This window comes from Nitrobacter sp. CN101 (assembly GCF_055390255.1).
Window position 1 is genome coordinate 1,825,294 of record NZ_AP038833.1, and the last position, 26,281, is coordinate 1,851,574.

Genomic DNA, 26,281 nt, shown 5'->3' on the forward strand with positions numbered 1-26,281 from the left:
ACTGGTTACCACACTCCAGAAGTACCTTCACTCAACACCGGCCGTAAAGATTATATCGCTATTCCGATGAGTGATGTCACCTCCGAATGCCCTTATCGCCAGGGCTATCCCTGAGAATAGGGCTTATTCTTCGGTCGCTGACGGAAGTGGAGCCATCGTGTGGGTGCGAGTATGTCGTCAGGAGTCGGGACAAATCGCGCGCTGTTCCACGCTGCTTACGAAAGCATACGCTCCTGCATACCGGCGGGTAACACAATCCGAACACAGATCCTGGTTTGCTATCTGTTAATGAGTGCCATCACGGCGGCTCTCGGATTCTACGCCATGCAAAGCATTAAGCACGCTGGCGGTCTTGTTGCCAAAACATTCGACGAATCTCTCATGTCGATCAACTACGCACGGGCAGCGGCCGCAGACTTCTCTAAAATGCGCGCAGTCGCCTCCCGGCGACTGGGGACTCTCGACCTTCAGGCGCGCACCGAGCTTGATAAAAAAATTACCAGACTTGAAAGTGCCTTTTACGACGATCTGAATATCGCCGCCGAACGGTCTCAGTCTCCCGGCGCGACTGACGCGGTCACAAAGGTGCGCAAAGCCGTCAGTGACTGGGCCACGCTGTATAGCAACGGCGGCAAAGTACCTGATGTGAATAGCCGCGCCATCTATGTCGACCGCCTGGATGGCTACGCGAAGACCGTTGACCAGCAGATTGATCTTTTGATCAACCACACTGCTGGCGACGGCTTTTTGTTCCGCCAACGAGCTCTGTCCGCGATTGATCGTGACTTGCATTTCAATCTCGGCGCTATCGCCATCGCGCTTCTTCTCTCCGGATTCGTCACTTGGTTGTTAAGCCGCCGTATTATTGGGCAGGTTGCCGTTGCCTCCAAAGCCGCACGAAGCATCGCGGCGGGCGAGCTCGATGTTAACATCCCCAGGGGAGGAGCCGACGAACTCGGTACGTTAATCGCCGCGATGAGCGTGATGCGAAATAATATTAAAGATATGGTTGGGCGTGAAGTCGCTCAGCGGAGGTCCGCACAAGCGCGTTTGACCGATGCGCTTGAAAATTCCCGCGAAGGCGTCGTGCTCCTTCATCCTGATGGAAAGATCGCGCTGGCCAACTCCCGCTCAAGCGAATTTCTTGCCAGTGCACCGGAGCTTCTCCGGTTCGACTCGCTGGACACATTCAAGATTGCGTTTCCCTCAACTGGCCCAGCTCTCCTCGCGAACGACGACCTCACAGGCGAAGCTTGTTTACCGGACGGTCGGTGGCTGCGCATCAGCCGTAGCAGGACTCAGGAAGGCGGCGAGATTGTAGTTTTCAGCGACATCACAGCCTTAAAGAGGCAGGAAGAACAACTCTACGAAACCAACCGACGACTCGATGCCGCTCTCGACAACATGTCGCAGGGTTTATGTCTGTATGACAATGATGGTTGCCTGCAAGTCGTCAACCGTCGTTTCTGCGAGATTTTCCGCATTCCTTCCGGCCATGTCCGCGCTGGCATGCAGTTCGAATCTGTTCTGAAGCTGAGCATCATGGCAGGAAATCATGCGGGTCAGACCCTCGATGAACTCGTGGAGTCGTCCATATCGCGCTCGGAGATCGGAAGCTATTTTCAGAATTTAGACGATGGTCGCACTATTCGTATCGACCGTCGTTCGACCTCCGATGGCGGATGGCTGGAGACTTGCGAAGACGTCACCGAGCAGCAGCGGGCGGAGACTCAGATCGCTTTTATGGCCCGTCACGATGCCCTCACCCACCTGCCGAATCGTCTGCTGCTGGCGGAACGTATCGAACAAGCTATTGCCCAAGCTGGACGCGGAGCTGGATTTAGCGTTCTATGTTTGGACCTCGACAACTTCAAACAGGTCAACGACACACTCGGACATCCGATCGGCGACGAGCTACTTTGTGCAGTCGCCGACAGGCTGCTCGCCTGTGTCCGCGAGATCGATACCGTCGCTCGTTTGGGCGGCGATGAGTTTGCCATCATCCAAGCAGGCACGCGAGACTCTAACGATGTGGAGCGACTTGCACGACGCATCGTTGAATGCATCGGACAGTCTTATGAATTCAACGGACAACGGATTGTTATCGGCTGTAGTATCGGTATCTCGCTGGCTCCTCACGATGGCTCGAATGGCGAAAAGCTCCTGAAGAATGCGGACTTGGCGTTGTATCGTGCCAAGGCTGAAGGTAGCGGCGTCTGGCGGTTCTTTGAAACTGAGATGGAGGACAGTCTACAGAAGCGCCGCGCTCTCGAACTCGATCTTCGGGACGCGATGACGAATGGCCAGTTTGAGTTGGTCTATCAGCCAATCTACAGTCTCAAACTTGAAAAGATTTGCCGGTTCGAAGCTCTGCTGCGGTGGCGTCACCCGCAACTCGGCCTAATCTATCCTGAAAAATTCATCGCTGTGGCCGAGGAGATTGGTATCATCATCCAACTCGGCGAATGGGTGATCGATCAGGCTTGCCAACAAGCTGCATCTTGGCCAGACGACATCAAGGTCTCAGTGAATGTCTCTTCCGTCCAATTCCGTAGCCCGCGCCTCGTCGAGGCTTTCTCATCGGCGCTGATGCACTCGCGGCTACCAGCCGGACGACTGGAGATCGAGATCACCGAGTCGGTGCTTCTTACGAATAGCACGGAAACCATGGCGACCCTGCACAAGCTTCGCGCGCTCGGCTTGCGGATGGCGATTGACGATTTCGGGACGGGTTATTCCTCTTTGAGCTACCTGCAGAGTTTTCCCTTCGATAAGATCAAAATTGATAAGTCGTTCGTACATGATTTGACCTCGACAGAAGGCTCGAAGCTGATCGTTCGCGCCATCGTGAGCCTTGGAAAAAGCCTCGGCATGCAAATCACAGCCGAAGGCGTGGAGAACATCGCCCAGTTCGATCAGGCTGCCGCTGAAGGCTGCGATGAAGTGCAAGGCTATTTTCTTAGCGAGCCTGTCTCGGCACCCCAAGTCTCGTACGTCATTCGCAAGTTTGAGCGTCCAAATATTGTCCCGTGGCCGCGTTGAATCAGCAGCCGCGGCGAAATATAACAATCGGACATCCTCCCAAAATTTCCTGAAATCGGGGCTGCGTAGCACTAATCTACTCAAATAGCCCGCTTGAGCATATCAAATGTCGACCCTGCCGACATCCGTAATGGCCGCGGGCCACCTGCTTTCAGCTGACTGACATGTGAATGGCCCTACGCCTCGGTCAACTGAAATGAAGATCATAAGGAGACCTTGGCGCTGCCTGAGCAATTGCTTGGAGTATCCGTCGCTGACCATCTTCCTCGCGTCCCGGGAACCCTGTCCGTCCTTTGTCCTCTCAAGGCCGAAACAGGTGTTCGATTCCCTGGTGAGCGTCGTCGCACTTGTAAAATACTCATCGCTGGACGGTCTTAGTTCTGAGGCGGCAATTTAACCGCAGCGGTGCGCTTTTTCATTTGCACCATTGATGGGCCCTCCGGATAATCTACCCAGCGTTTAGCCCAGTCGCGTGTGGCTCGCCACGAAGTCGATGACATGCGGCGGTTGTCCTGCTTGCTCAGCCTTCGTGATGAACCAGCGTTCGGAACGAATGGAAGTCGTAAGGGGATTTCTCGCCAACGTCAGCCTCGATCTTCATCTTGCGTAGGCGGAGTGTGAAGGCCTGCGATGCCGCGCCGAACGCTGGCGCGTAACCGGAACGAAGCTGAAGCGTTGAGATGACATCAGAAGGCTAACCTGCGGCAGGCTTGCGTCCGCAGTTGACCGATCAGTAGGCTCAAGGCAGCGAAACAATATTCTTTGCTAGAGCATTTTTCGATTAGTTTGCGTCGTATTCAGCGGCGGCGAGATAATTTTGACATTCATTGGGTGAGAAGCGTTTGAGAGCGTTTGCGATTGCTTGCCAGAGGTCTGTCATGGTGCGCGCGGCAGCGGCGCGCACCAGCGCCTTCAATTTAGAGAAGGCCATCTCGATTGGGTTAAAGTCCGGACTGTAGGGCGGGAGCTAGACTTTCTTCCATCTAATGGGATGGACGGCTCTCCCTCCACCATTCAGGCTGAGAGCCTGCAACGGGAAGGAGAGCTGCAATGACCGTCGAGACGCTCGGTATCGATATCGCCAAGAACGTGTTTCAACTTCACGGGGTCAATCATCATGGCTGCGTCGTGCTGAAGCGGCGGGTGATGCGCGATCAGCTTCTCGACATTGTCGCGCAAGTCGAGCGCTGCACGATCGTGGTCGAAGCCTGCACCTGCACCGGCGCGTTCTGCTGGGCGCGCAAGTTCGAGGCGCTAGGCCACCAGGTCAAGATCATCAGCCCGCAATATGTGAAGCCCTTTGTGCGCCGGCAGAATGAACCGCCCCGGGTTTGCCGGAGGCTATTTCGTTTGAGTCACGCCGCCAGTTTCTGCTCATTGAGCATAGCGTAGTAACGTTCCTCAGCTTCGGCCGGCGGGATGTTGCCGATTGGCTCCAGCAGCCGGCGATTGTTGAACCAGTCGACCCAGGTCAGCGTCGCGAACTCGACGGCTTCGAAACTCCGCCAGGCGTTTGCCTTCGTGTCGAAGGGCGACTTCCTCGAAAGCGTGGATGAAATCCCGGAGCCGCATGCCTTCACCGTTCGGTTGGAGATCGACAATACGGCGGGCACCGAGATCCACGAGATCGCATTCAAGGAGCATGACCACAGCCACATGAATCTCGGCGACGAGGACGATGCGCATGCTCGCGCGCATGCCGCGGATATTCGACGCCGGTTTGACGGGCGCACGGTCACGACCGGGCAGATCATTCTCTTCGGCCTGACGGGCGGCCTGATTCCGTGTCCTGCGGCGATTACCGTGCTGCTTCTGTGTATGCAGCTAAAGCAACTCAGCCTTGGGTTCGTGCTGGTCGTGTGTTTCAGCATTGGGTTAGCGCTGACGATGGTATCGGCCGGCGTTCTCGCGGCGCTCAGCGTCAAGCACGTTTCGAGCCGCTGGTCGGGCTTCAGCAGCTTCGCAAGGCGAGCGCCTTATGCTTCAGCCGTCCTGATCGTGTTTGTCGGCCTCTACACCGGCTGGCTTGGCTGGCAGGGTATGCAACACACCGCACCGCTGCAAACATCTGCGCAAGGAGTTTTGCCTCAGAAGTCGTGACCGCTGGGTCAGCTCCATCGAGCCTTCCGCGTCGAGCTAAGGTACTACTTCCTATCGCTGATCTTGCAGGAGCAGCACCCGCCCATCCCAATCCGCATCTCCACCTTCATCGGAGCGCGTCGCATTAGGAAATTTAGCGACCAATGCGTCTCGACCGACGTTCATGTTGTGGCCGATCGTGGCCGACGTGACCAGCGAGAGGTGCCGGGCAAGCTGCTCCCCGACAACGGAGCCGATCCACACCGGCGTTGGTGCTGCACCGGACAAATTTACGTCTGTCGACCATAGCCGCAGCACCAGGCGCGACGGCACGGGCGCGGTGGCCATGTCATGAATCAGTTTGAGCGAAGGCAAGCGTCCACTGGCGAGGCGCGTCACGACGGGCAAATCGATAGGTGTCGCATTGGCGGTGAGCCAGCCAAGGGCGCTCGCCGATTGCCACGAAGCCGATTCTCGCCAGCCACTCGCGATAGCCTAATTCAGGGAGGACCACTTTTCAGGGAGTAGACCACTGCGGACGCACCAAATCGACGCGGATGACCCGAAGCAGAAGTCAGGCTCAAGTTACACACGGAAATTGCTTGCTCCAGATCAATCGGTGTCATGTTCGAGAGCCCACCGTACGCCACATGGCGCGGTACGACTTGGAAATCTGTCATGACCCTTGGCTCTGGCGGTTGGCACCCTCTGCATCCTCGTTCGCAACGTAATCTCGCGCACAAGGGGGTTATCGACAGCTGCTAAACCGACGAGAGAGATGCGACAATGAAGAGAAGCACGCTGATCAGTCTCAGTACTTCGGTATCGATCGCCGTTTTGGCAGCTGGTGTCGCGATTTCCGCGCAGGACAAATACACGGTGCAAGTCCCGAATGGCCTCGGGTTCTCTGAGTTTAGGGGATACGAGGACTGGCCAGTGATCGCGATCAGTGAGAGCGGAGGCAAGATTGCTGTGATTGTGGGAAATCAGGTAATGATCAACGCCTATAAGGAGGGCGTGCCCGGCAATGGCAAGCCCTTTCCAAACGGCGCCAAGATGGCAAAAATTCATTGGAAACCGAAAATTCAAGAGACGTACCCCGGTCAGCCAACGGTGCCAGGTGCCCAGACAGCGGCGGATGGGGATGGGCCGAGTTCCTCTACGACGCGGCGTCCGATACGTTTAAGCCCGCCACTGCAGCGCACAGTCCGCCTCAGGGAAACGACGCGAAGTGTGGGTTCGGGTGCCACTCAGTGGTGCAGAACCGAGACTACGTTTTCACGGAGTACGGAAAACGGTGAGTATCCGATAGCGTTAGCGGACGGTCGTAACCACTGCACTGAATAATGGTTGATGTTAGCACAAGGCCTTTTTCAGACCTGACTCTATGCTGAGCTTGAGACCCTTACGCATACAAGTGTCAATCGGCGTTGGAACGGGACCCTCCATCGGCCTTCAAAAGGCTTATTCCACGCCGAAACACAGCTGATTCTGAAAGAGGCTGTCTCGGGAAACTTCTTCTCTATTCGGGGGCGCATGATGCAAGCTCCCTTTTACACGTCCACGACATCAGAGATCATCCTGCGAGGCTCTTGCTTCTCTCCGAAGTCGGCATTTTGCAGCCTCATGATGGGATTAGAGGGAAAGGGCGGAGCTATCTAAGCCGCGCGGTCGTAAGTGCGCCGCACGAGTTTCCTCGGTTTCACCCAATCCCGTCGTCCTCGCGGGACGCCTCCTCCAGCATGGAGGAAGTTCGGCGTAAGTCCGTAGTGAGCACCCACGCACTTGGATCTTGAGAACCGCGCGGGATTGTCGACGCAGGTTCGGAACGTGAGAGCGACGATCGGTCCGACCCCTGGCGCGGACATCAGCCGGCGACAGACCGGATCGACCTGCACCAGATCAAGCAGCATGCGGTGAAGTTTAGCAAACTGAGCTCGTAAAGCTGCTCGTGTCTCTAACAACGGAGCGACGATGGCAGCAACGAACGAATGATCTGCAACGAGCTCACGGATACGGTCCTCAAATTTGATTGCGGAGATGACGGCCAAGATCGTACGCGGTTGGTTCGCAAAACTCGGAGCAAAGACGCTCTACATGGCGCCCGGCAGCCCATGGGAAAACGGCTATTGCGAATCTTTCAACGGCAAGCTGCGCGACGAGTGCGGCGAAATCTTTTACAGCCTGAAGTGAATGAGAAGTTGGCCTGATTCTATCTGCTCAGAATGAGCACCTCGCTTGCCACATTTGCGGCGAAAATCGGCAATCAACTAGTCTCCGTGATTCGCAATAATTTTGCGCGGCACGTGGGGGCGGGTATGGCAAAGGAACGGCTCAGCGTTCAGCAGGGACACATTCTTTGGGATGGAACGTCCCTGCGGTGCAAGGTCCGTCACCTAACGGCCACGTCTGCGACGGTACAAACGTGGGATGCGCCTGCGTTACCAGCAGCGTTTGCCTTGCGCGTACCAAACGCAGATCTTGATGCGCGATGTCAGGTCATCTGGCGCGACGAACGTCGGCTTGGTGTAACTTTTGTCTAAACCCCGTCCCTCGTTCGGGTGCTGGACCGTATTCTATTGAAGGCGTTCGTTGCCTTCCGACTTAATGTGCAAACTAGCGGCGCCGCGGACGTAACGGACCTGCACTTTTTCGCACCTATCTAACAATTGTTTCTCAAAATATGAGGCTCCAATGGTTCGATCGACCGCGATCGAGATCATACCTCGCCGCCTACACCGCAACGCGGGTAGGTTGGCGGCTGTGTGTTCCGAAAACCCTATCCGGGTTTATCGAATGATGGAATCGGCTAAGTTGGCGCAATGATTGCGCTGATCTGCTTCGCTCTGGCCGTGCTGGCCTCGCCATTCAAGTCGAATATCCTGTTCCTACCGCAAACCATATCCGGCTGGTAGTTGATGAGAATGACCGAGGCGCTCACTGATCCCGCGCCAGCTTCCGCTTCCCACCTTTGGCTCTTCTTGCGTTCCGCTGTCTTGCATTCGTCACGGCTTGGGGCTGTAATCGCGTCTCAATGTTTTGGGGAAGACTAACGTGGCAATTGGTACTGTGAAGTGGTTCAACGAGCAAAAGGGCTATGGCTTTATTCAGCCCGACGGCGGCGGCAAGGACGTGTTCGTTCATATCTCGGCCGTGGAGAAGGCAGGATTCACCGGCCTGGCAGAGGGCGCTAAGGTGTCCTACGAGGTCGTGGCTAACCGCGGCAAAGAGCGCGCGGAGAACCTGCGGATAGGTTAGTGAGCTGAGCCGGATGTACGCTCGCTCGTGATGTGGATGGCCCGGGCAATGCTTCGGGCCATTTGCTTTTCCGGGTTGCCTACCCCTTGATAACCTCGAAATAGCAATAGCCCTTAACGGCTATGTCCAACGTTGCGTCGGAATGCACCGTGGGGCTCTCGCGCTCGCTGAACAAGACCCGATCTTTTGCCGGAAATTGGGGCGGCAGCTTAGCGCCAGGCCTGATTGCCAAGCGTACCGAGGGGCGGCTCTTCTTGCGGTAAACGTCAAAAGTCTTTTTTGGGGTCGCATCCATCTGCCGTAAATATGGATGGGCCGATTGGCGTCAAACTGGCATCCGTCCTTAACGTTACCGGCTACCAAAGATGCGGCGATGAAGCGGCTGCGTAGCACGGATCGGTCGACAAAAAGGCCCGCCACTCGGTTATCGAGACCGAAAGCCGAGATCTAAAAACCATTGATCAAGGAGATGATACGCGGGATCGGGTTTCACCTTACAGAAGGTGCCACTTTGGAATGTTGATCTCGGACATGAGCGAACCTCATATCCGGTTTCAATAGCTACGCAGAATCTCCCATTAAGGACGTAACCGGTAGGGCAGATTCCACTCTCAGAGATATAGTTATTATCAGCCAGAGCTGGCGTCGCAGACATCAAAACAGCAATGGCAATCATCGTCTTCAAGCCACGACCGCTCAAGGTCCAAAAGCGCCGTCCGGTGCTGGGCATGGCCATCCCTCTTATCGCTCGTGCGCCACGAGGAGCGCCGCTCCGAATTATCGCCAACTTTCCGCAAGAACAGTTCGATGTCGCCGTCGATAGCTCAGGATGTTCGAACTTGTCAGGCTTTATCATTTCACTTGCCCTTCGCCTTCAGACCAAGCTCAACTAGGCGGCGGATGACTTGTGCGATCGGGCGGGCTCCCGAGCAGCGAAGCTGTTGATGCACAGAGAAATTGCTGATGCCATCAACAGCCGTGTTAGGGGTTTCACGGTGATGGGGAACTTGAGTTTTTCTTTGGCTCAGGATTACTCCCCGGTGGAGAATCCGATCGCAGGCCCATCCATGGGGCGTCTCCGGGAAGCACAACAGGATCAGCTTCATCCTCCTTGTTTCGGCGCAACGCTAGGCCAACGACGCCCACCACCACCAGCAAGGCTCCAGCTATCATCAGCCAATACGCTAATTCTATCGACGACATGGCAGTCTCCTTAGAGGCGATGCGCGGGCGTTTTTTCGTTTTCAGCCATCTCGGCCAAGCGGCGAGATGGCCGAGAATATCATCCTTCCTGTGGCCCAGTCATCATCTCGCATCACCGTCACCGTCGCCGCCCGTTGTCCCTGTCGGAAACCTAATCCGGCTGGCACGTGAGGCCGAATCGCGCGATGCTTCTGCCTTATGAGAGAAGCTTGCGGCCTGGTCTGGTCAGCGCTGGTCTTGTTGTTCCGGTCGCGGGCCTCGCTGGAAGCCTAGATCCTGACCCTTCGTCATCAACTTTACATCCAGCGACGGCATCTGCCGAAGTGACTGACCTTTGGTGCCATCGATCGTGTGATCTTCGTTGGGCTGTATCGTTTGGTGCCAAGCACCCTCAACGCACTGACGATTGTGAAGCCGGAGACTGTCGTCCGTTGGCATCGTGCCGGTTTCAGATCGTATTGGCGCTGGAAGCCGAGCCGCCGCTGCGGCGGATACAACGCGTTCCGATTGCTCTATGGGTTGCTGATCATGGACCACGGCCGGCGGCAGATCCTGTGGTTTGGAGTCACCGCGCATCCGACGGCCGAATGGATCGCCAATCAACTGACGGAGGCGTGTGGCTGGGAACAAATCCCTCGTGACCTGATCCGAGATCGCGATGGCGCATACGGCGAAATATTCCTGCGTCGGGTTCGGTCCATCGGCATTCGAGATCGTCCGACGTCTCCTCGCTCACCATGGCACCCATTTGTCATTGAAAAAGGACGCGACGATGTCACGCTCCGCCGAGACAACTTGACGCGATAGTCGCCGTTGCCTCAGCGAGTATGTGGGATAGTTCCTGCATACGACTCACTCCTTTGGATCAGGGAGCGGAAACTACTTCGCCAACGCCCAATACGCTTCAATAAAAACGTGAAACGCTCTAGAGCTTGGGCTGGTCAAAACCGTTTATCCGTAGGAAGCGTGCGGCATCGTCGCTACCCGGACCAAGCATCAACCCACGTTCTTCTGCCGGAGACGATCGACCAACGGATAAAGCCAAACCGCAGGGGAGAAGTCATGCCCAACACGATCCGTCTGCATCGCGTCATTGCCGCCAAGCCCGAGAAGCTCTATCGCGCCTTCCTCGAACCGGATGCTATTGCGAGCTGGCTTCCACCCTTCGGGTTTACCTGCACCGTTCACGAACTGGATGCAAAGGTCGGTGGCAATCATCGGATGTCATTCCGAAATTTTACCACGGGGAAAAGCCATTCCTTTGGCGGCTCTTATCTCGAACTCGTTCCGGGTGAACGTCTTGTCTATACCGATAAGTTCGATGACCCGCACTTGCTCGGCGAGATGAAGGTCACGGTGAGCCTGAAGGCCGTTTCGGTCGGCACAGAGGTGAATATAGAACAACAGGGTGTACCGGATCTGATCCCCGCCGAAGCCTGTTATCTCGGTTGGCAGGAATCTCTGCGTAAGTTCGCAAGACTGGTCGAGCCTGAAATCAATCAGTAGGTACGAGTAAAACTCGTGCCAGGACGTCAAGCGAATTGTTTACGCTGGATAGGCGGGCATGTTTCTTATAGTGCGTGGCTCCGACGGGGATTCATCTTGAACCCGTCGGACGTTCGTCGCTCGAGCAGTGCTCGTCCGACCATGCTGGTTTCTTCAATCAAATAGAAGCGGTGGACTCGTCACACCATCCCACTGCATTACCCCCATTCTCCATCACGACTAGACGCTCAAAAGAACGCCCCCGGCTGATTTTCAACGGGGTACTCTATGATGATCCTAATAGGCCTCTCACGACCGGGGCCACGCCCACTTTTCTCCCGCGAAACGCCGCCGGCAGACGCGCCGCCCTTTTCACGCGAGTCCTCACGTCGCCATGGGCAGCGCCTCACTCGCAGAAACACTCATCCCTGATTTTCCAAACGGGCCCTTAGGCCGTGCAGAAGCCATCGACCCGTGAAGTCGCCGTGGCTTTAAGATAGTCACGGCTTGGTGACTTAATCTTGATGTCGCCTCATGCGGCCGAGCAGCGAGGCTGCATCCTGCGAGCGTCCGGCTTCATAAATGAGCTGCTCGATATCCATGGAGACCTCGATGCCCTCAGCAATTGCGCCGTTCTGGACACAGGCCTCGGCGGCCTTGGCAATGCGTGTCGCTTCGCTCAGGCGGGTATGAATCTCGGCGATGATGAGCTTGATCGCTGGTTCGATGCTGGCGCGCTCCATTGGGCCCTCCGTATAAGTTGGACCCACTACCGCTCTGCTGTCGCGCGATGTCGAGCGGAACCTGGATAATCTTGTGACGAAGATCGGGGACGCCGGATCACGATGTAATCGAAGGGAGTCCCGAATAGGAGGAGGGTGGGCTATTTCGCCGATGCGCGTCGGGGTTTCGCCGGCCGCTTGCCGGCCATCAGATCCCGCAGCAGCTTGATGGGATCAGCCCCAATGGCCCGCACGATGGCCACGAACTCGATGACGTCGATCCGCCGCTCGCCGCCCTCGTATTTGGCGACAAAGGACTGAGGACGCTTCAGGCGACGCGCCAGCTCGTGCTGGGTCAAGTTGGCCTGCTTGCGGGCAGCCACCATCAGGGCGCAGAAGGCGGCCTGATCGGAGGAATGGACGGTTTTGCCGATCCCGCGGGCGGAAGTGGTCATCGCCCGGGCAAGCTGATCCCGAGACGGGATTATCCCAAAAATGGATTATATTAACTCTGACCTGCTGTTCTGGTGGGGCTACCTCGCTTTGGAGTGGATACAGCCGCGCAGCGAAGCAATTGCTGTGGCCATGTTCACGCGAGCCACGGAGGTTACATATGCAACTCAATCAACGCATCTGGCGGGTCGGCCAATCACCCGAGCGTCTTCCCGAAGCCAGGCTTGCCTCGGAAAGTCAGCTGGAAGAGATGATTGTGGCAAAACCCGAGATCGTCTCCGACCAGTGGATGATCATCGGTCAGCAGGAGGATACCGGTTTTAACGGGCGCATCGACCTTTTGGCGATCGCGCCGGATAGCTCGCTGATCCTGATCGAGCTCAAGCGTGGCCGGTCGCCGCGAGAGGTGGTCGCCCAAGCGATCGATTATGCCACCTGGGTCGAGGCGCTCGACGCCGAGGCCGTGACCCGGATCTATTCCCGGTTCAAGAGGGGCGGGGACCTTGCGAAGGACTTTGAAGCAAGATTTGGCGTCGGCCTCGATACCGAGGTCTTTCCTCACCAGCACCAGATCGTCATTGTGGCGGCCTCGCTGGATGCCAGTTCCGAGCGGATCGTGTCTTATCTCAGCAAGCGCCTGGTGCGTGGCAGTTTTCACAAGACCTGAAATGAAGGCTTGGTGCGATGAGAATCACGACCTAGTCGCAAGGGTACTGATCGATTTGCCTTGATATTCAAAGTCGACCCGTTTGAGTGGCACCTCGTAAAGAGTTGTCAGAGTTTGGTCAGAACGTCGGACTCTGTGTGCGTCGTAAAAAAATGTCGTCCAAATTTGACCGTCATATATCGCGGGATGCAACCTAATTGTGATCGTGCGGTTAACGCTACCGTCTGGTTATATCATGGCGATCGCTGACGTTGATCTGCGAGGATATTTCGACGAGAACGAACCGATAGACCAAAGCCTCGGACACAAGTACTCACCCTTATCGCTTGAGCGCACCATCAGTTCTTTCCGCCATGAATACGAACGGACCACCGCGCGAGTCGTGGGAATGGCAAGACCGAAAGGCCGATGACGTCAAATCGGACTGAGACCTAGCGCTTCGAACTGACGATCCCATTCAAGCGGGAGCTCGCGCAGTTGTTCGAGACCGATGCCACGTGGCAACCGACCTTCAACGGCGGCCTTGGTGAGTGCGGGACAGAGGAAGGCCAACGACAGCGTCATGTTGACGTGTCGCAGGCTGTAGCCCTCGCGCGTCGCGATTGCTTGAGCATTTATCGCTGAATCGGTGATGAGTTCATCAAGCCAGCGCTGGCCGCGGGCAATCGCTGCGACCAGCGTAGCGCGTCGCTCCAGCTTCATCGGGCGGAACGAAAGTTTTGCGGAGGTCGGGCGCAGGATTGAGCGCGCGCGTTTAGAGGATGGCTTGGTCCACGGGATGACGATTGTGGAGTGGTCTTCTTCGGCGGGTTTGTCCGGATCCTGCCTCAGTTGCACGACGAGGCGGGTTTGCTGAACCTCGATCCGCGCAATCAGCGAGCGCGCGAATGCGGAAAGCCGGAAGACGCGCGGCGTCGTTTCGATCAGGTAGTCTCGCGAGCGCAGAAGAAGGCAGATTGTACCTATTGACCGGGGTTAGCGACTTGAGCTGCACCCGGTTCGGTTGACACCCGCTTAAGCTAGACTAGCCTGCCGCTCGAACTCCATAGGACTCATGTATCCGATCGTCGAGTGCCGGCGTTTTGGGTTGTAGAAGCGCTCGATGTAATCGAACACATCGGCCTTGGCCTCGTCGCGGGATCGGTACACCTTGCGCGCTGTTCGCTCGGTCTTCAACGACGAGAAGAAGCTCTCCATCGCGGCGTTGTCCCAGACGTTGCCAGACCATTCCGCCGGCCAGATCCCCCGGTGCTTCGCAATAAAACCGAACTTCACGTCGATTCCTTCGCGAAGTAGGCCGCGGCTTTTTTTAGGATGTCCCGTTCGGCCTTCAGCCTGGCGACCTCGCGCTTGAGCTGCGCGATCTCCAACTGTTCCGGCTTCATCTGGCCGTGGCCAGGGAATGCATGCTGCGGATCATCCGCAAACTTCTTCACTCAATCGCGCAACTGCGTCGGATGAACCCCGAGGTCTTCTGCGGCCCGCGCATACGACACGCCGCGCTGCTTGATCAGCCGTACCGCCTCAAGCTTGAACTCCCGCGTAAACTGCCTTCTCTCCATCACGCACCTCCCGTTCCATAAAACACCTAACTCGGTGTCTTCGGAACCGGGTGCAGCTCAACTTGTTGTCAATCGGCTCGCAAATTTGGGTCTGACTCACATCTGATGATTTTTCTGTCGAGCTTGCGGTTCTCCAACGGGGGAACAGCGCCATGCGAGCCGGTATTCGAATTTCGTCGCTTGTGCCGAGCGGGCTGGTTATCGAGAGCGTAAGCGATTCATCTGACTCGATTATTTTAGCCGTCCGATCCGAAAGCGACGTGGCCGAGTGTCCATTATGCGGGGCGAGATCGCGCCGAATCCATAGCCGATACGACAGACAGGTCGCGGATTTGCCATGTGCAGGAAAGCAAATACGTGTCTGTACCGAAAACCTCAAATCCGGCCATAGTGGTGGTGAAGTCCGCCCAGGATGGGGCGTGAACGAATGACACGGATGTGCTGCAGCGAGCGGCATCTTCGTCATGTGCTGCAGTCGTATATGAATTATTATAATGAGACGCGCACGCACCTTTCCTTGGATAAGGATGCGCCGGTATCGCGCGCCGTCGACCGCGCTGGGAACATTCTTTGTCGTTCAATTCTCGGCGGATTGCACCACCAATATGTCCGGATTTGATTTGCGGCAGGCACAGCGTCGTGATCGCGATTGAATGATGGATTTGTCGCGCTTATCATCCGCTTACGTGACAATGCCGCCGACAGCGCTCCGCATTATGTAGAGCTTCGGCTCGGAGTAAGTCCGATGAAGAAACTCGTGCTCTTCATCCACGGTCTTGGTGGTTCGGCGAAGGGCACGTGGAAGAATTTTCCGGTCTTGATCGGCAGCGATCCGGCGCTCGCCGATCAGTACGACGTGGCGGCGTTTGAATACTCGACCGGGGGGATCGGGTCGAAACCGTCGCTCGCCAAGATCGCGGCAATCCTCAAGACCGAAGTCGATAACCGCTACCCCGCCTATTCCGACATCGCCCTCATCGCGCATAGCCAGGGCGGGCTCGTGGCGCGGTACTATATCGCCGAGCGGCTGAACAGCGGGCAGCCGTTGCGGGTGAGCCGCCTGCTGACCTTCGCCACGCCGCACCAAGGCTCGGGGTTCGCCAGCTGGCTGCGCCACGTTCCCTTGGCCAGTCAGCAGGCCGAGGACCTCGATCCGAACTCGGATTTCCTGCTGGCGCTGGCGGTCGCGTGGGGGCAGGCGAAGCCCGAGCAGCGCGGTCTCCTGACCAAATATGTCGTTGCGGCGGGGGATGCGATCGTCGGGCAGGTGAGCGCCATGGGCCAATGGGACCCAGGTTATGAGGTGGTCGGCGGCGATGGCCATCTCGCCGTGGTCAAGCCCGAGACAGCCGACCATACCAGCCTCCTCATCGCCCGGAAGTTCCTGCTGGAAGACGGCCGGCGGCCCGGCGGGGTGGAGCCGGACTATCGCGCGCCGCGGCTGCGCTTCAACCATGTCGAAGCCCGGGAAAACACGCGCTTCATCTACAGCGCCCGCGCCTTGCCGTTCATTGGGCGCGAAGCCGAGAAGGATGTTCTGGCGGCCTTCCTGGGCAGCCCGGAGCAGCCATTCCGGTGGATGGTGATGGCGGGGTCGGGAGGCGTCGGCAAGAGCCGACTGGCGCTCGAGCTTTGCCTGTCCGTCCACGGCGAGTGGCACGCGGGCTTTCTGCCCCAGGATGGCCAGGAACCCGACTGGGGTCGGTGGCAGCCGCTTCTGCCGACGCTGATCGTCGTCGATTACGCGGCGCGCGACACCGAACGCACCGGCAAGATGCTGCAGGCGCTGGCGGGCCGGGGACCGGCGGACGGCACCCTGCGCCTCGCCGCGCCGGTACGCGTCCTGCTGATCGAGCGCACGGTCGCGGAAGGCGTCGAGCGCATGGGCGGCAATGACTGGCTGAGCAAGGTCATCGGTTTCGGAACGGGGCAGGGGCAGGTCGAGGCCGCCCGTGCCGCGAATTTGCAGCTGGCAACCGTCGGCGACCTCTGGCCCATATTCGAAGCCGTGCTCAAGCAGCACAACAAGCCGCTGCCCGACAGAACGCAAACGCTGGCCGCCCTCGCCGAGATCGATCCCGAGCGCCGGCCGCTGTTTGCCTATTTCGCCGCCGATGCGATCGCGCATGGCGACGACATCCGTCATTTCAACCGGGAACAATTGCTCGAGCAGGTCATCAGGCGAAGCCGCGAGGGGTATTGGAAACCGGCGGGTGCCAAGCCGGAGGACGAGCGGCTTCTCGCCGTCGTGACCATGGCAGGCGGTTTTGCGGTCGAGGCGCTCGACAGCGTGACCGAAAAGCTGCTGCCGGCATGGGATGTCGACCATCACCCGGACGTGTTCCTGGCGATGACCGGCCGCAATTCCGGCACGGAGATCGCGCCGCTGGAGCCGGACATCGTCGGCGAACACTTCGCCCTGGCGAGCCTCGCACAAAAGAATCTCTCCGACGCGAACCGTGCTCGCTTATGCGACGTCGCCTGGGGGCTCAACCCCTTGGGCATGGCGCAATTCGTATCGCGCGTGATGCATGATTTTCGTCTGCAGGATCCGGCGTCGGCGCGGGCCTTGCTGGACATCGTGCGCAGCGTGGCCGATGCGCGCGACGACGCCGCCCTGTGGGAGACCTGGTCCCTCGCCGCTGCCGCAAGCATCGGCGGGGACCTCGAGACCCTCATGCGCAACTCGGCCCTGATGGGGCCGCCGTCCAGACGGTTCTTCAACGAGAACCTGCACGTGTCGCGCGCGCCCGACGCGGCGCGCGCGTTGCTGGAAGACATGTGCGGCGTGGCGGCCGCGCGCGACGAGCTTTCCCTGTGGTGGTCGTGGAGCTACGCGGCCCTCGGCATGATGGACGACCTCGCATCGCGCGATCCGGTCGCGGCATGGACCTTGCTCGACGGCGTCCTCACAGTAGCGTGGGCCAAACACGACGAAGACGTCCTGTCGATGTGGAATGCGTTCTTGCGAAACATCGTCAATGCGGCGACCGCGGACTGGATCGATGAGACGCTGGCGGCGCTGAAGCAGCGTGACGACGTTTCGCTGCGGGAGCAATGGGCGCTTGCCGCTGCGAGGCTGACGGTCAAACATGGAGCAAAGATCCAGATCGCGGCGGCCACCTTGCTGAAGGCGATGCATGGAATTGCAGAAGAGCGCGACGAAGCCCCGCTATGGGAATTGTGGGCCCAGGCATCCTGCGGCCTGCTGGTCGCGCTCGGGTCACACGACCTTGCCGTATCGCGAACTCTGGCGGGCGACTTGCTGGGTGCGGTGAAGGAACACCCGGGCGAGGTCGGCGGCTGGCAGACCAAGGTCGTCGGGCTCGTCCTCATGTCGGCCTTCGAGCTGACGAAGGATCTCGCAGGCGATGCCGACGCGGCACGGGCTTTTTGCGCCGAGCTCGGCATTCCGGAAGAGATGCTGCGGATGATGCAGTTCGGAGAGCGGGCCTGATCACAATCGCCCGCGAGCACCGTCCATTACAGTAACGTACTTTCCTTCGATCCAACCTGTCCCTGTCGGAAACCTAATCCGGCAGGCGATTGATCGAGAATCGGGCAATGCTTCGGCCCTATTAGAGAAGCTTGCAGCCTGGTCGGATTGTTCCGGTCGCGGACCTCGCTGGAAGCCGCCATCAAATCGACGACATTTTTTCCGCTGTGCAGGTGCTAGAGGAGTTTCTAGGAAACAACGTCGAGCTGCCTAATGGTGCCAGTTGGCTGCTCGATTTGATCACCCGCCACGTCAACAACGCCGATGTCGCTATGGACGAGTTGGGGGAAGGGTAATAGACAGAATCCCCTTCGCGCCGGTGCCGGAATAACGTCGGAACAAGAGGCGGACGCATTGTTGGCTGCATGGCAGGCTAATCGGCATCGTCCACCGACGAGAGGTTGGCGGCCTGAAACTATTCAAACTTGAATAATTTGGCCCGTCTCACCAAACGGGCGGGCTACTTTCAGCTACAAAAATCACCTTAAAATCAGTTACTTAACTAGGCTCAGGACTCATTGATCAGAGCCAAAAGATGACGGCTGCAGCGATGCAGATGGCAGACATGAAGGTATGTGAGCATCGATCGTAGCGGGTGTGGATGCGGCGCCAGTCCTTGAGCCTGCCGAACGCATTTTCGATCTTGTGTCGTTGGCGATAGAGCATGCGGTCATGTTCGATCGGCTTTGCGCGGCTGGCCTTCGATGGGATGCAGGCCGTGATGCCGCGGGCCGCGAGCGGCTGGCGGAACCAGTTGGCGTCGTAGCCCTTGTCGCCAAGCAACTGCTTCCCGGGCGGCAGCGCATCGATCATCAAGGCCGCCCCCTTATAATCGCTCATCTGGCCTTCGCTGAGCAGCATGATGACAGGGCGTCCCTGACCGTCGCAGACGGCGTGCAGCTTGGAGTTCAAGCCGCCCTTCGTGCGCCCGATACATCGGGGAACAGGTCCTTTTTTAAAAGGCTGGCGGCGGTGCGATGCGCCTTCAGATGCGTCGCATCGATCATCAGGAGAGAGGGCTTGCCACCTTTGCGTGCCAGCTCGGCAAAGATATTGTTGAACACGCCGAGCCGGCTCCAGCGCACGAACCGGTTATAGATCGTCTTATGCGGACCATAGCCGGGCGGCGCATCGCGCCAGCGCAGACCGTTTCTGATGACGAAGACGATGCCGCTGATCACCCGTCGATCGTCAACCCTCGCAATCCCGTGCGACAGCGGAAAATACGGCTCAATCCGGCGCATCTGAGCCTCCGACAGCAACAACAAATCGGCCATGGCGATGTCCCCCAAACATCGCCATTGAATCAACCCGCCAGTCCTCTCGCAACAGATTTAATGGGTCCTGAGCCTAGGTAGCCTTTTTCCGAGAACAGGCTTCCTGATTCTGAAAATAGGTTGAACCGGGCCGCATCTAGTCATCCGAATCAAGTGCTCTAAACATCAAATCCAGAAGCATCGGCCGCCGCGCTGGGTCAGCGGCCTTCAACATTTTTGAATACACCGCCGCGACTGCGCTTATGCCCGCTACCCATCGACCATCGGCAACGCGCGTCATGACAACGCCCGTACTCGAAGCCTCAAAAATGAACTCAGATGTGCTGAGTTTCAAATCGTCCATCAGAAAAATCCCCTTCTCCCCAAAAGGTACTGTCTGGATCGGCGCGGTTATGCCAGCGCATCGAACATCAATCCATGCAGCCTTTCTCGATACGCACCCGGCATTTCCGTCGTGACCATCTTTGCAAAGATCGCGACCACTTCAGCGCTGTTCGAAGTACGCTGCTCACTGTCCGCAACTCGCGTAATGCGTAATCCCTCACTAGTGGTTTCAAAGTTGAAGTTCGGACCTTGAAGTTTCAAATCACTTACAAAAATAAACCTTCTCGTTGAAAAAGACTGTCAGTTCAAAATTGGTTTGCTTTCATTCGCCAAGCCATGATGGATCACCGAATCTGTGAGTCAACTTGACTGCGGCGTCCCGATCCACGGTGGGAATTGCCATCGTTCGAAGCGGAGCGTCACGATTGCCATCAACAGGCCGGTACATCCATGACGAATACATGGCTGATCCGCCGGTTGGTCCGCAGCCCGCCCACCTTTGCCGTAATGCTGCGCATCAATTCGTCGGTGTGCAAACTGCCTTTCATCAGCATCTCGCCCTCGGCGGCATGGATGAGCTCAACGCCCTTTGCGGCCGCAGCCTCGCTGTGCGAAACGTCAACAATCTTGAATCCGGAGACGTCCAAGCCACACTTGCTAGCCGTCTCTTTAATTTTCCCTTCTGGCCCGACCAGTGTCGGCCGGATAATGCCTGCCGCCGCACTTTCGACGACGCCGCGCAACGAGGTTTCATCGCAGGGATGCACAACAATCGTCGCCGCCGGCGGCACCGCCTTAGCTGCAGCGATCAGACGGTCATACTTGCTGAGCGCGCGCGCGTTTCCTGATCGGCTAACATAGCGTTCATGGTGTGGCTCCGGATCTTTCCGATTAAAGGTTACGATGCCGTCGTTCTGAACCGCCCTGGGTTTGGCGGAGGCTCCAACTCTTGAGAGGATGGAGCCACCATGAGTAAGACGACCAACAAGTTTTCGCCTGAGGTCCGCAACCGCGCTGTCCGACTGGTCCTTGATCACGAGCATGAGCGTCAGTCGCGATGGGCTGCGATTACCTCGGTTACCGCGAAGATCGGCTGCACAGGCCAGACATTGAACGACTGGGTGAAGAAGTCGGAGGTCGACACCGGCAAGCGTCCTGGCGCATCGACGGACATGACCGCCAAGATGAAGTCTTTGGAGCGCGAGAACCGTGAACTCCGGCAAGCCAATGAGATCCTGCGCAAGGCATCCGCGTATTTTGCCCAGGCGGAGCCTGACCGCCGGTCAAAGACATGATCGCGTTTATTGACGATCATCGCGAGGTCTATGGGGTCGAGCCGATCTGCAAGGTTCTGCCGATTGCCCCCTCGACCTACCATGACCACGTCGCCAAGAGGGTTGATCCTTCGAAGTTATCGGTTCGGGCGCACCGGGATTTGGTGTTGAAGCCGGAGATCGAACGTGTCTTCGCCGAGAACTTCGAAGTCTACGGCGCACGGAAGGTCTGGCGGCAGCTCAACCGCGAAGGCGTCGTTGTCGCGCGTTGTACGGTCGAGCGCCTGATGGCCGACCTCGGCCTCCAGGGCGTGATCCGCGGCAAACCAGTCCGCACAACGATGCAGGACAAGGCCGCGGCTTGCCCGCAGGACCATGTGAACCGCCAATTCCATGCGCCGGCGCCCAATATGCTCTGGCTCTCCGACTTCACCTATGTGAGTACTTGGAGCGGGTTCATCTACGTCGCTTTTGTGATCGACGCCTACGCTCGTCGCATCGTCGGCTGGCGCGTCTCCCGAACGGCGTATGCAAGCTTCGTGCTCGACGCGCTGGAACAAGCGCTTCACGAACGGCGACCAGCACGTGGTGGCCTGGTGCACCATTCCGACAGGGGTTCGCAATACGTCAGTATTCGATACACCGAGCGCCTTGCTGAGGCGGGCATCGAGCCTTCCGTCGGCAGCGTCGGCGACAGCTACGACAATGCGCTCGCCGAAACGATCAATGGGCTCTACAAGGCTGAGGTCATCCACAGACGTGGACCTTGGCGGAGTTTCGAAGCCGTCGAGTTCGCGACGCTGACCTGGGTCGACTGGTTCAACAATCGCCGGCTGCTGGAGCCAATCGGCAACATCCCGCCGGCCGAAGCTGAGGAACGTTACTACGCTATGCTCAATGAGCAGAAACTGGCGGCGTGACTCAAACGAAATAGCCTCCGGCAAACCCGGGGCGGTTCAGTCCGGAGCGTTCGGCCTCGATTTCATGAAATGATTTTCTTACGCTTTAGAGGAAGGCCTCAGCACGCGGCGGTCATCGCAGAGCAATAGCTCCAATCCACCTAGCAGGCTGTTGAAAAAGGCCAGTCGCGGCCGAGCTGTGAGCATGATTCATTGGCTTTGAAGCGATTTGGATCTGATGGGTGCGCGGTGGTGACAATCTGACTGGCGAGTTGTTCAGCTACGTTGATCTGGAGGCGCGGGTTCGGCGCGATCACCCGCTTCGCGCCATCCGGGTAATTGTGAATGAAGCGCTTGTCGCTTTGGAGCGGGAGTTCGCGGCGCTGTATTCGCCACTCGGGCGGCCGTCGATCCCACCCGAGAAGTTGCTCAGGGCGATGCTGTTGCAGGCGTTCTACTCGATCCGCTCGGAGCGGTTGCCTATGGAGCGGCTGGAATACGACCTTCTGTTCCGCTGGTTCGTGGGCATCGGCGTCGACGATCCAGCCTGGGACCATTCGGTGTTCTCGAAGAACCGCGACCGGCTGCTTGAGGGCGACATCGCGGCCAAGTTCCTGAGTGCGGTGCTGGCCCAGCCCAAGGTGGAGAAGCTGCTGTCGAGCGATCACTTCTCGGTCGACGGCACGCTGATCGAGGCCTGGGCTTCGACGAAGAGCGTCAAACCGAAGGACGGCTCTGGCGAGCCGCCGGCCGGCGGCGTCGGGCGCAATGCCGAAGCCGACTTCCACGGCGAGAAGCGGACTAACGACACGCATGCTTCGACCACCGATCCGGACGCAAGGCTCTACAAGAAGGGCAAGGGCAAGGAGGCGAAGCTATGCTTCATGGGTCATGGGCTGATGGAGAACCGCCATGGCCTGTTGGTCGACGCCTGCCTGACGCTGGCCGGCGGACATGCCGAGCGGGTGGCGGCGTTGCACATGATCGAACCTCGCGCCGACCGGCCCCTGGCCATCACACTTGGCGCTGATAAGGCCTATGACACGGAGGACTTCGTCAACGAGTTGCGCGCGATGAAGGTGACGCCGCACGTGGCGCAGAACACAAGCGGCCGAAGCTCGGCGATCGACGGGCGCACGACGCGGCACCGCGGCTATGCCATCAGCCAGCGTCTCCGCAAGCGCATTGAGGAAGCGTTCGGCTGGATCAAGATGGTTGCCCGCCAGGACAAGACCCGCTTCCGTGGCCGCGACCGCGTCGGATGGGCCTTCACCTTCGCAGCCGCCGCTTACAATCTGGTGCGATTGCCGAAGCTCATGGCGGTGCCAGCATGACCGCGCCGTCTCACGGCCACGCCAAACTGCTCGACGGCGGCTCAATCCAGATCGCATTCGCCTATCACAACGGCGATCAAGCCATCCCCAAAGCCAGACGAAACACTTCTTCAACAGCCTGCTAGATGAAATGCATGGTTTCGGCGGACAGCAGAGAGCGCAGTAGGGCTATTTAGTCTTACCGTTTCCGCTCTTCTCGTTAGCGCGTCGCAGAGCTTCAGCAAGCGCTCCGCCGCCGGATTGCTGATGCGGCTTGCTCGGCGTCGACGTCATTCGCCGGCTTTTGTCTTTTGGGATGCCTTGCGCTGGCCGCTCGCTCATGCCGCCGAGCTCATCATCGAGACGGAGCGTCAATGCGATCCGTTTACGGGCGACGTCTACCTCCAGTACCTTCACCTTGACGACGTCACCTGATTTGACGACTTCACGTGGGTCTTTGATGAAAGACTTCGACATCGCCGAAATGTGTATCAGTCCATCTTGATGGACGCCGATATCGACGAAGGCGCCGAAGGCGGCTACGTTGGTTACGGCACCTTCGAGGATCATGCCAGGCTTCACATCTTTGAGGGTCTCGACTCCTTCTTTGAAGACCGCAGCCTTAAAGGCCGGCCGCGGGTCGCGACCGGGTTTTTCAAGCTCGCGTAGAATGTCGGCCACGGTCGGCAGACCGAAGGTGTCATCAACGAAGTTCTGCGGCTTGATCTGACGGAGGATATCCGTGTTTCCGATGAGCGCCTTGATGTCGCTTTTGGTAGCAGCAAGAATCTTGCGTACGACGGGGTAGGCCTCCGGGTGGACTCCCGAGGCATCGAGCGGATCGTCGCCACCAGTGATCCGCAGAAAGCCGGCGCATTGTTCGAACGCTTTCGGCCCCAGTCGAGGCACCTGCTTTAGCCCTTTACGTGCCTTGAACGGCCCGTTGTCATCACGGTATTGGACAATGGCTTGCGCCAACCCTGCGCCGATTCCTGATACGCGTGCGAGAAGTGGTGCAGACGCCGTGTTGGCATCGACTCCGACCGTGTTAACACAATCCTCGACCACCGCATCAAGGGAACGAGCCAGTTTACTTTCGCCAAGATCATGCTGATATTGGCCCACGCCGATCGCCTTCGGATCGATCTTGACCAGTTCGGCCAATGGATCCTGTAGCCGCCGCGCAATCGATACCGCCCCGCGTAGCGTGACGTCGAGGTCAGGCAATTCCTCTGACGCAAAAGCCGACGCTGAATAAACCGAAGCGCCGGCTTCCGACACCACGATCTTCGACATCTTCATATCGGGTAGGGATTTTACTAGATCCATAGCGAGCCTGTCGGTCTCGCGCGACGCCGTACCGTTGCCGATCGCGATCAAGTCAACGCCATGTTGAACGGCGAGCTTGCCGAGCGTGGCGAGTGCCGCATCCCATTGCCGCTGAGGCTCGTGCGGATAGACCGCCGTGGTGGCCACCACCTTGCCCGTCGCATCGACAATAGCGACCTTGACTCCGGAGCGGAATCCGGGGTCGAGCCCCATGGTAACGCGTGCGCCCGCTGGCGCCGCGAGCAACAGGTCGCGTAAATTCGACGCGAACACACGTACCGCCTCGTGTTCGGCTGTGTTCCAAAGTCGCATCCGCAAATCGATATTGAGATGAACCTGAATCTTGGTCCGCCAAGCCCAGCGCACCGTTTCTGTTAGCCATTTGTCGCCGGGCCGTCCACGATCGGAAATCGCGAAACGCTGCATGATCTTCAATTCGTAGGTGCTGACCGCAGCTGGCGTAGCCGTGGCTGGTTCGGGCAATATCTGAAGGTCGAGAATATCCTCCTTCTCACCGCGAAACATTGCAAGGATGCGATGTGACGGTAGCTTGGTGAGCGGCTCGCTGAATTCGAAATAGTCCTTGAATTTTTCGCCCTCGGTCTTCTTGCCGCTCCGCACGGTGGACGACATCACACCGTTCGACCACATCTGCTCCCGCAGCACGCCGATCAGGTCAGCATCTTCCGCGAAACGTTCCACCAGAATGGCGCGGGCGCCGTCCAGCGCAGCCGCAACATCGGCGATCGAGTTGTCGACGTTTACGAACGGCTCTGCTACCGTCTTCGGATCATTCTGCGGTTCCGCCAACAGCAATTGAGCCAGCGGCTCCAGTCCGCGCTCTTTGGCGATCTCAGCCTTGGTGCGGCGCTTCGGCTTGAACGGAAGGTAAATGTCTTCCAGACGCCCCTTGCTATCGGCAGCGAGAATTGCTGCTTCCAATATGGCGTCGAGCTTTCCCTGTTCGCGAACCGAATTGAGAATCGCGACACGACGGTCTTCGAGTTCACGCAGATAATTCAAACGCTCTTCGAGTACCCGTAATTGAGCATCATCCAGGGAACCCGTGATTTCCTTCCGGTAACGAGCAATGAAAGGAACGGTTGCGCCACCATCGAGCAACGCTAGCGTCGCTTCAACTTGCTGCTCGCGAACGCCGAGCTCTTCCGCGATCCGTCGATTGATGTTTGCCACGCGCCATCATCCTGAACCATCGCGACGAATAAAAATGTCTCGCCGCGAAATGACGCTTATCTACCGTCGACTGACTGATCAACCTCTTGGAACAAACAAATTAGTCTGGGGACGAACTTCGATCGTAATGATGGGCTTGACCACAATTTTAGTGCGAATCCGATACATCGCAACGAAGTAAAGACTTGCTGATCGCTGCTGTTCGGGATGAGAGTGATGGGTTAGCAAGTCCACGCATGAGAAACCCCGCCGGAGTGAACCGGCGGGCTGAATCTTCATAGATGCGGCTCTTCCATAAGACAGGAAAAACGCGGAAGTCTTGCTGTTGTTCCCACAGGCAGGAACCCGCTAACGCGTCGAAATCCTAGCGGAGCGCATTAGTCGTCGTCGCAAACTTCCATCTTCTTCATGCCGTCCTCCGCTTCTGACCGGGTCTTGAAGACGCCGAGGCCGACGATAGTCGACGGGGTTGTCGGGATGTTCGTGGTGGTCGCTGGCCTCTTGTCCACGATGGTGCACTTCTTCGTCGCGGCATCGCGGATGACGTAGTATTCCTCGTGATGGACCACCGTCTCGGCGAACGCCGGCGCGGCCGCAAACGCAATAAGCGCGCTCAGCGCGAGTCTCTTCATAGGAGCCGTTCTCCGTTTAGACAAGGCAGAACGCGTACCTCGTTGAGTCCGGCTAGTAAACCTCGAAATCCT

At 58.0% G+C, this 26,281-nt stretch carries 20 protein-coding genes, 8 pseudogenes and 1 other annotated feature; of the genes and pseudogenes, 15 read left to right on the forward strand and 13 right to left on the reverse strand.

The window, feature by feature from the left end; genetic code table 11:
• The first annotated feature begins 288 nt into the window (after window positions 1-288).
• The gene (locus ACZ5IL_RS09105; RefSeq protein WP_464596413.1) at window positions 289-3,042 is read left to right on the forward strand and encodes an EAL domain-containing protein; all 2,754 of its coding nucleotides are present in this window, start codon (window positions 289-291) and stop codon (window positions 3,040-3,042) included.
• Between the two features lie 781 nt (window positions 3,043-3,823).
• On the opposite strand, the pseudogene ACZ5IL_RS09110 reads toward ACZ5IL_RS09105, so the two are convergent.
• Window positions 3,824-4,009, reverse strand: a pseudogene (locus ACZ5IL_RS09110) (IS630 family transposase); the annotation flags it as partial.
• A gap of 83 nt (window positions 4,010-4,092) precedes the next feature.
• Here ACZ5IL_RS09110 and ACZ5IL_RS09115 point away from each other — a divergent pair.
• Window positions 4,093-4,434, forward strand: a complete 342-nt coding sequence (locus tag ACZ5IL_RS09115) for a hypothetical protein (protein ID WP_464596414.1) — start codon at window positions 4,093-4,095, stop codon at window positions 4,432-4,434.
• Here ACZ5IL_RS09115 and ACZ5IL_RS09120 read toward each other — a convergent pair.
• A pseudogene (locus tag ACZ5IL_RS09120) lies at window positions 4,398-4,550 on the reverse strand (IS3 family transposase); the annotation flags it as partial. The gene ACZ5IL_RS09115 and the pseudogene ACZ5IL_RS09120 sit on opposite strands and share 37 nt — an antisense overlap.
• Between ACZ5IL_RS09120 and ACZ5IL_RS09125 the strand changes: the two are divergent.
• Window positions 4,546-5,142, forward strand: a pseudogene (locus tag ACZ5IL_RS09125) (nickel/cobalt efflux transporter); the annotation flags it as partial. The pseudogenes ACZ5IL_RS09120 and ACZ5IL_RS09125 sit on opposite strands and share 5 nt — an antisense overlap.
• 51 nt (window positions 5,143-5,193) lie before the next feature.
• Here ACZ5IL_RS09125 and ACZ5IL_RS09130 read toward each other — a convergent pair.
• Window positions 5,194-5,469 carry a hypothetical protein gene (locus ACZ5IL_RS09130; protein ID WP_464596415.1) on the reverse strand — a complete coding sequence of 92 codons (276 nt, stop codon included), beginning with the start codon at window positions 5,467-5,469 and terminating at the stop codon, window positions 5,194-5,196.
• Between the two features lie 438 nt (window positions 5,470-5,907).
• Here ACZ5IL_RS09130 and ACZ5IL_RS09135 point away from each other — a divergent pair, with 438 nt between their 5' ends.
• The gene (locus tag ACZ5IL_RS09135; RefSeq protein WP_464596416.1) at window positions 5,908-6,468 is read left to right on the forward strand and encodes a cytochrome P460 family protein; all 561 of its coding nucleotides are present in this window, start codon (window positions 5,908-5,910) and stop codon (window positions 6,466-6,468) included.
• Window positions 6,469-6,871: 403 nt separating this feature from the next.
• Here the strand turns inward: ACZ5IL_RS09135 and ACZ5IL_RS09140 are convergent.
• Window positions 6,872-7,157, reverse strand: a pseudogene (locus ACZ5IL_RS09140) (transposase); the annotation flags it as partial.
• Here ACZ5IL_RS09140 and ACZ5IL_RS09145 point away from each other — a divergent pair.
• The 4 genes and pseudogenes from ACZ5IL_RS09145 to ACZ5IL_RS09160 all read left to right on the forward strand — a co-directional run.
• Window positions 7,135-7,311 (forward strand): annotated as a pseudogene (locus tag ACZ5IL_RS09145) (integrase core domain-containing protein); the annotation flags it as partial. The pseudogenes ACZ5IL_RS09140 and ACZ5IL_RS09145 sit on opposite strands and share 23 nt — an antisense overlap.
• Before the next feature lie 864 nt (window positions 7,312-8,175).
• Window positions 8,176-8,379: a cold-shock protein gene (locus ACZ5IL_RS09150; protein ID WP_464596417.1), complete on the forward strand. Its 204-nt coding sequence runs from the start codon at window positions 8,176-8,178 to the stop codon at window positions 8,377-8,379.
• Window positions 8,380-9,044: 665 nt separating this feature from the next.
• The gene (locus tag ACZ5IL_RS09155; RefSeq protein ID WP_464596418.1) at window positions 9,045-9,272 is read left to right on the forward strand and encodes a hypothetical protein; all 228 of its coding nucleotides are present in this window, start codon (window positions 9,045-9,047) and stop codon (window positions 9,270-9,272) included.
• A 1,372-nt stretch (window positions 9,273-10,644) separates the two neighbouring features.
• Window positions 10,645-11,088 carry an SRPBCC family protein gene (locus ACZ5IL_RS09160; protein WP_464596420.1) on the forward strand — a complete coding sequence of 148 codons (444 nt, stop codon included), beginning with the start codon at window positions 10,645-10,647 and terminating at the stop codon, window positions 11,086-11,088.
• A gap of 494 nt (window positions 11,089-11,582) precedes the next feature.
• Here ACZ5IL_RS09160 and ACZ5IL_RS09165 read toward each other — a convergent pair whose 3' ends face one another.
• A complete protein-coding gene (locus tag ACZ5IL_RS09165) occupies window positions 11,583-11,810 on the reverse strand; it encodes a hypothetical protein (protein ID WP_464596421.1) in 228 nt (75 codons plus the stop codon).
• 140 nt (window positions 11,811-11,950) lie between these two features.
• Window positions 11,951-12,244 (reverse strand): helix-turn-helix domain-containing protein, encoded by a 294-nt coding sequence (locus ACZ5IL_RS09170; protein ID WP_464596422.1) that lies wholly within the window; start codon window positions 12,242-12,244, stop codon window positions 11,951-11,953.
• 158 nt (window positions 12,245-12,402) lie between these two features.
• On the opposite strand from ACZ5IL_RS09170, the gene ACZ5IL_RS09175 reads away from it, so the two are divergent.
• On the forward strand, window positions 12,403-12,909 hold the full coding sequence (locus ACZ5IL_RS09175; RefSeq protein ID WP_464596423.1) for a hypothetical protein: 507 nt from the start codon (window positions 12,403-12,405) through the stop codon (window positions 12,907-12,909).
• Window positions 12,910-13,323: 414 nt separating this feature from the next.
• On the opposite strand, the gene ACZ5IL_RS09180 is transcribed toward ACZ5IL_RS09175, so the two are convergent.
• Together ACZ5IL_RS09180 and ACZ5IL_RS09185 are read right to left on the reverse strand one after the other, a co-directional pair.
• A complete protein-coding gene (locus ACZ5IL_RS09180; RefSeq protein WP_464596425.1) occupies window positions 13,324-13,746 on the reverse strand; it encodes a resolvase in 423 nt (140 codons plus the stop codon).
• Between the two features lie 177 nt (window positions 13,747-13,923).
• Window positions 13,924-14,471 (reverse strand): annotated as a pseudogene (locus ACZ5IL_RS09185) (transposase).
• Window positions 14,472-14,623: 152 nt separating this feature from the next.
• Here ACZ5IL_RS09185 and ACZ5IL_RS09190 point away from each other — a divergent pair.
• From ACZ5IL_RS09190 to ACZ5IL_RS09200, 3 genes are all read left to right on the forward strand, one after another.
• Entirely contained in the window at window positions 14,624-14,902 is a 279-nt protein-coding gene (locus tag ACZ5IL_RS09190; protein WP_464596426.1) for a transposase family protein, read from the forward strand.
• Window positions 14,903-15,216: 314 nt separating this feature from the next.
• A complete protein-coding gene (locus ACZ5IL_RS09195) occupies window positions 15,217-17,928 on the forward strand; it encodes an esterase/lipase family protein (RefSeq protein WP_464596427.1) in 2,712 nt (903 codons plus the stop codon).
• Between the two features lie 131 nt (window positions 17,929-18,059).
• Window positions 18,060-18,263, forward strand: coding sequence for a hypothetical protein (locus ACZ5IL_RS09200; RefSeq protein WP_464596429.1), 204 nt, complete (start codon window positions 18,060-18,062; stop codon window positions 18,261-18,263).
• 226 nt (window positions 18,264-18,489) lie between these two features.
• Here the strand turns inward: ACZ5IL_RS09200 and ACZ5IL_RS09205 are convergent.
• The 3 genes and pseudogenes from ACZ5IL_RS09205 to ACZ5IL_RS09215 form a co-directional block, all read right to left on the reverse strand.
• A protein-coding gene (locus ACZ5IL_RS09205) for an IS5 family transposase (protein WP_464592345.1) occupies window positions 18,490-19,244 on the reverse strand; the annotation gives its coding sequence in 2 pieces (ribosomal slippage) (window positions 18,490-18,926 and window positions 18,926-19,244; 756 coding nt in all).
• Between the two features lie 136 nt (window positions 19,245-19,380).
• The gene (locus ACZ5IL_RS09210) at window positions 19,381-19,587 is read right to left on the reverse strand and encodes a hypothetical protein (protein ID WP_464596431.1); all 207 of its coding nucleotides are present in this window, start codon (window positions 19,585-19,587) and stop codon (window positions 19,381-19,383) included.
• Window positions 19,588-20,008: 421 nt separating this feature from the next.
• Window positions 20,009-20,380: pseudogene (locus ACZ5IL_RS09215) on the reverse strand (phosphate acetyl/acyltransferase); the annotation flags it as partial.
• Window positions 20,381-20,536: 156 nt separating this feature from the next.
• On the opposite strand from ACZ5IL_RS09215, the pseudogene ACZ5IL_RS09220 reads away from it, so the two are divergent.
• From ACZ5IL_RS09220 to ACZ5IL_RS09230, 3 genes and pseudogenes are all read left to right on the forward strand, one after another.
• Window positions 20,537-21,762: pseudogene (locus ACZ5IL_RS09220) on the forward strand (IS3 family transposase).
• Window positions 20,818-20,934: a sequence feature (AL1L pseudoknot), on the forward strand. It overlaps the preceding pseudogene by 117 nt.
• Window positions 21,763-21,983: 221 nt before the next feature.
• On the forward strand, window positions 21,984-23,075 hold the full coding sequence (locus ACZ5IL_RS09225) for an IS5 family transposase (protein WP_464592499.1): 1,092 nt from the start codon (window positions 21,984-21,986) through the stop codon (window positions 23,073-23,075).
• Window positions 23,072-23,200 (forward strand): hypothetical protein, encoded by a 129-nt coding sequence (locus tag ACZ5IL_RS09230; RefSeq protein WP_309774534.1) that lies wholly within the window; start codon window positions 23,072-23,074, stop codon window positions 23,198-23,200. Before ACZ5IL_RS09225 ends, ACZ5IL_RS09230 begins: the two co-directional genes overlap by 4 nt.
• A 43-nt stretch (window positions 23,201-23,243) precedes the next feature.
• Here the strand turns inward: ACZ5IL_RS09230 and ACZ5IL_RS09235 are convergent, their stop codons facing one another.
• Together ACZ5IL_RS09235 and ACZ5IL_RS09240 are read right to left on the reverse strand one after the other, a co-directional pair.
• On the reverse strand, window positions 23,244-25,577 hold the full coding sequence (locus ACZ5IL_RS09235) for a Tex family protein (RefSeq protein WP_464596432.1): 2,334 nt from the start codon (window positions 25,575-25,577) through the stop codon (window positions 23,244-23,246).
• 377 nt (window positions 25,578-25,954) lie between these two features.
• Complete coding sequence (locus ACZ5IL_RS09240; RefSeq protein WP_464596433.1) at window positions 25,955-26,209, reverse strand: hypothetical protein; 255 nt, start codon at window positions 26,207-26,209, stop codon at window positions 25,955-25,957.
• Between the last annotated feature and the right edge of the window lie 72 nt (window positions 26,210-26,281).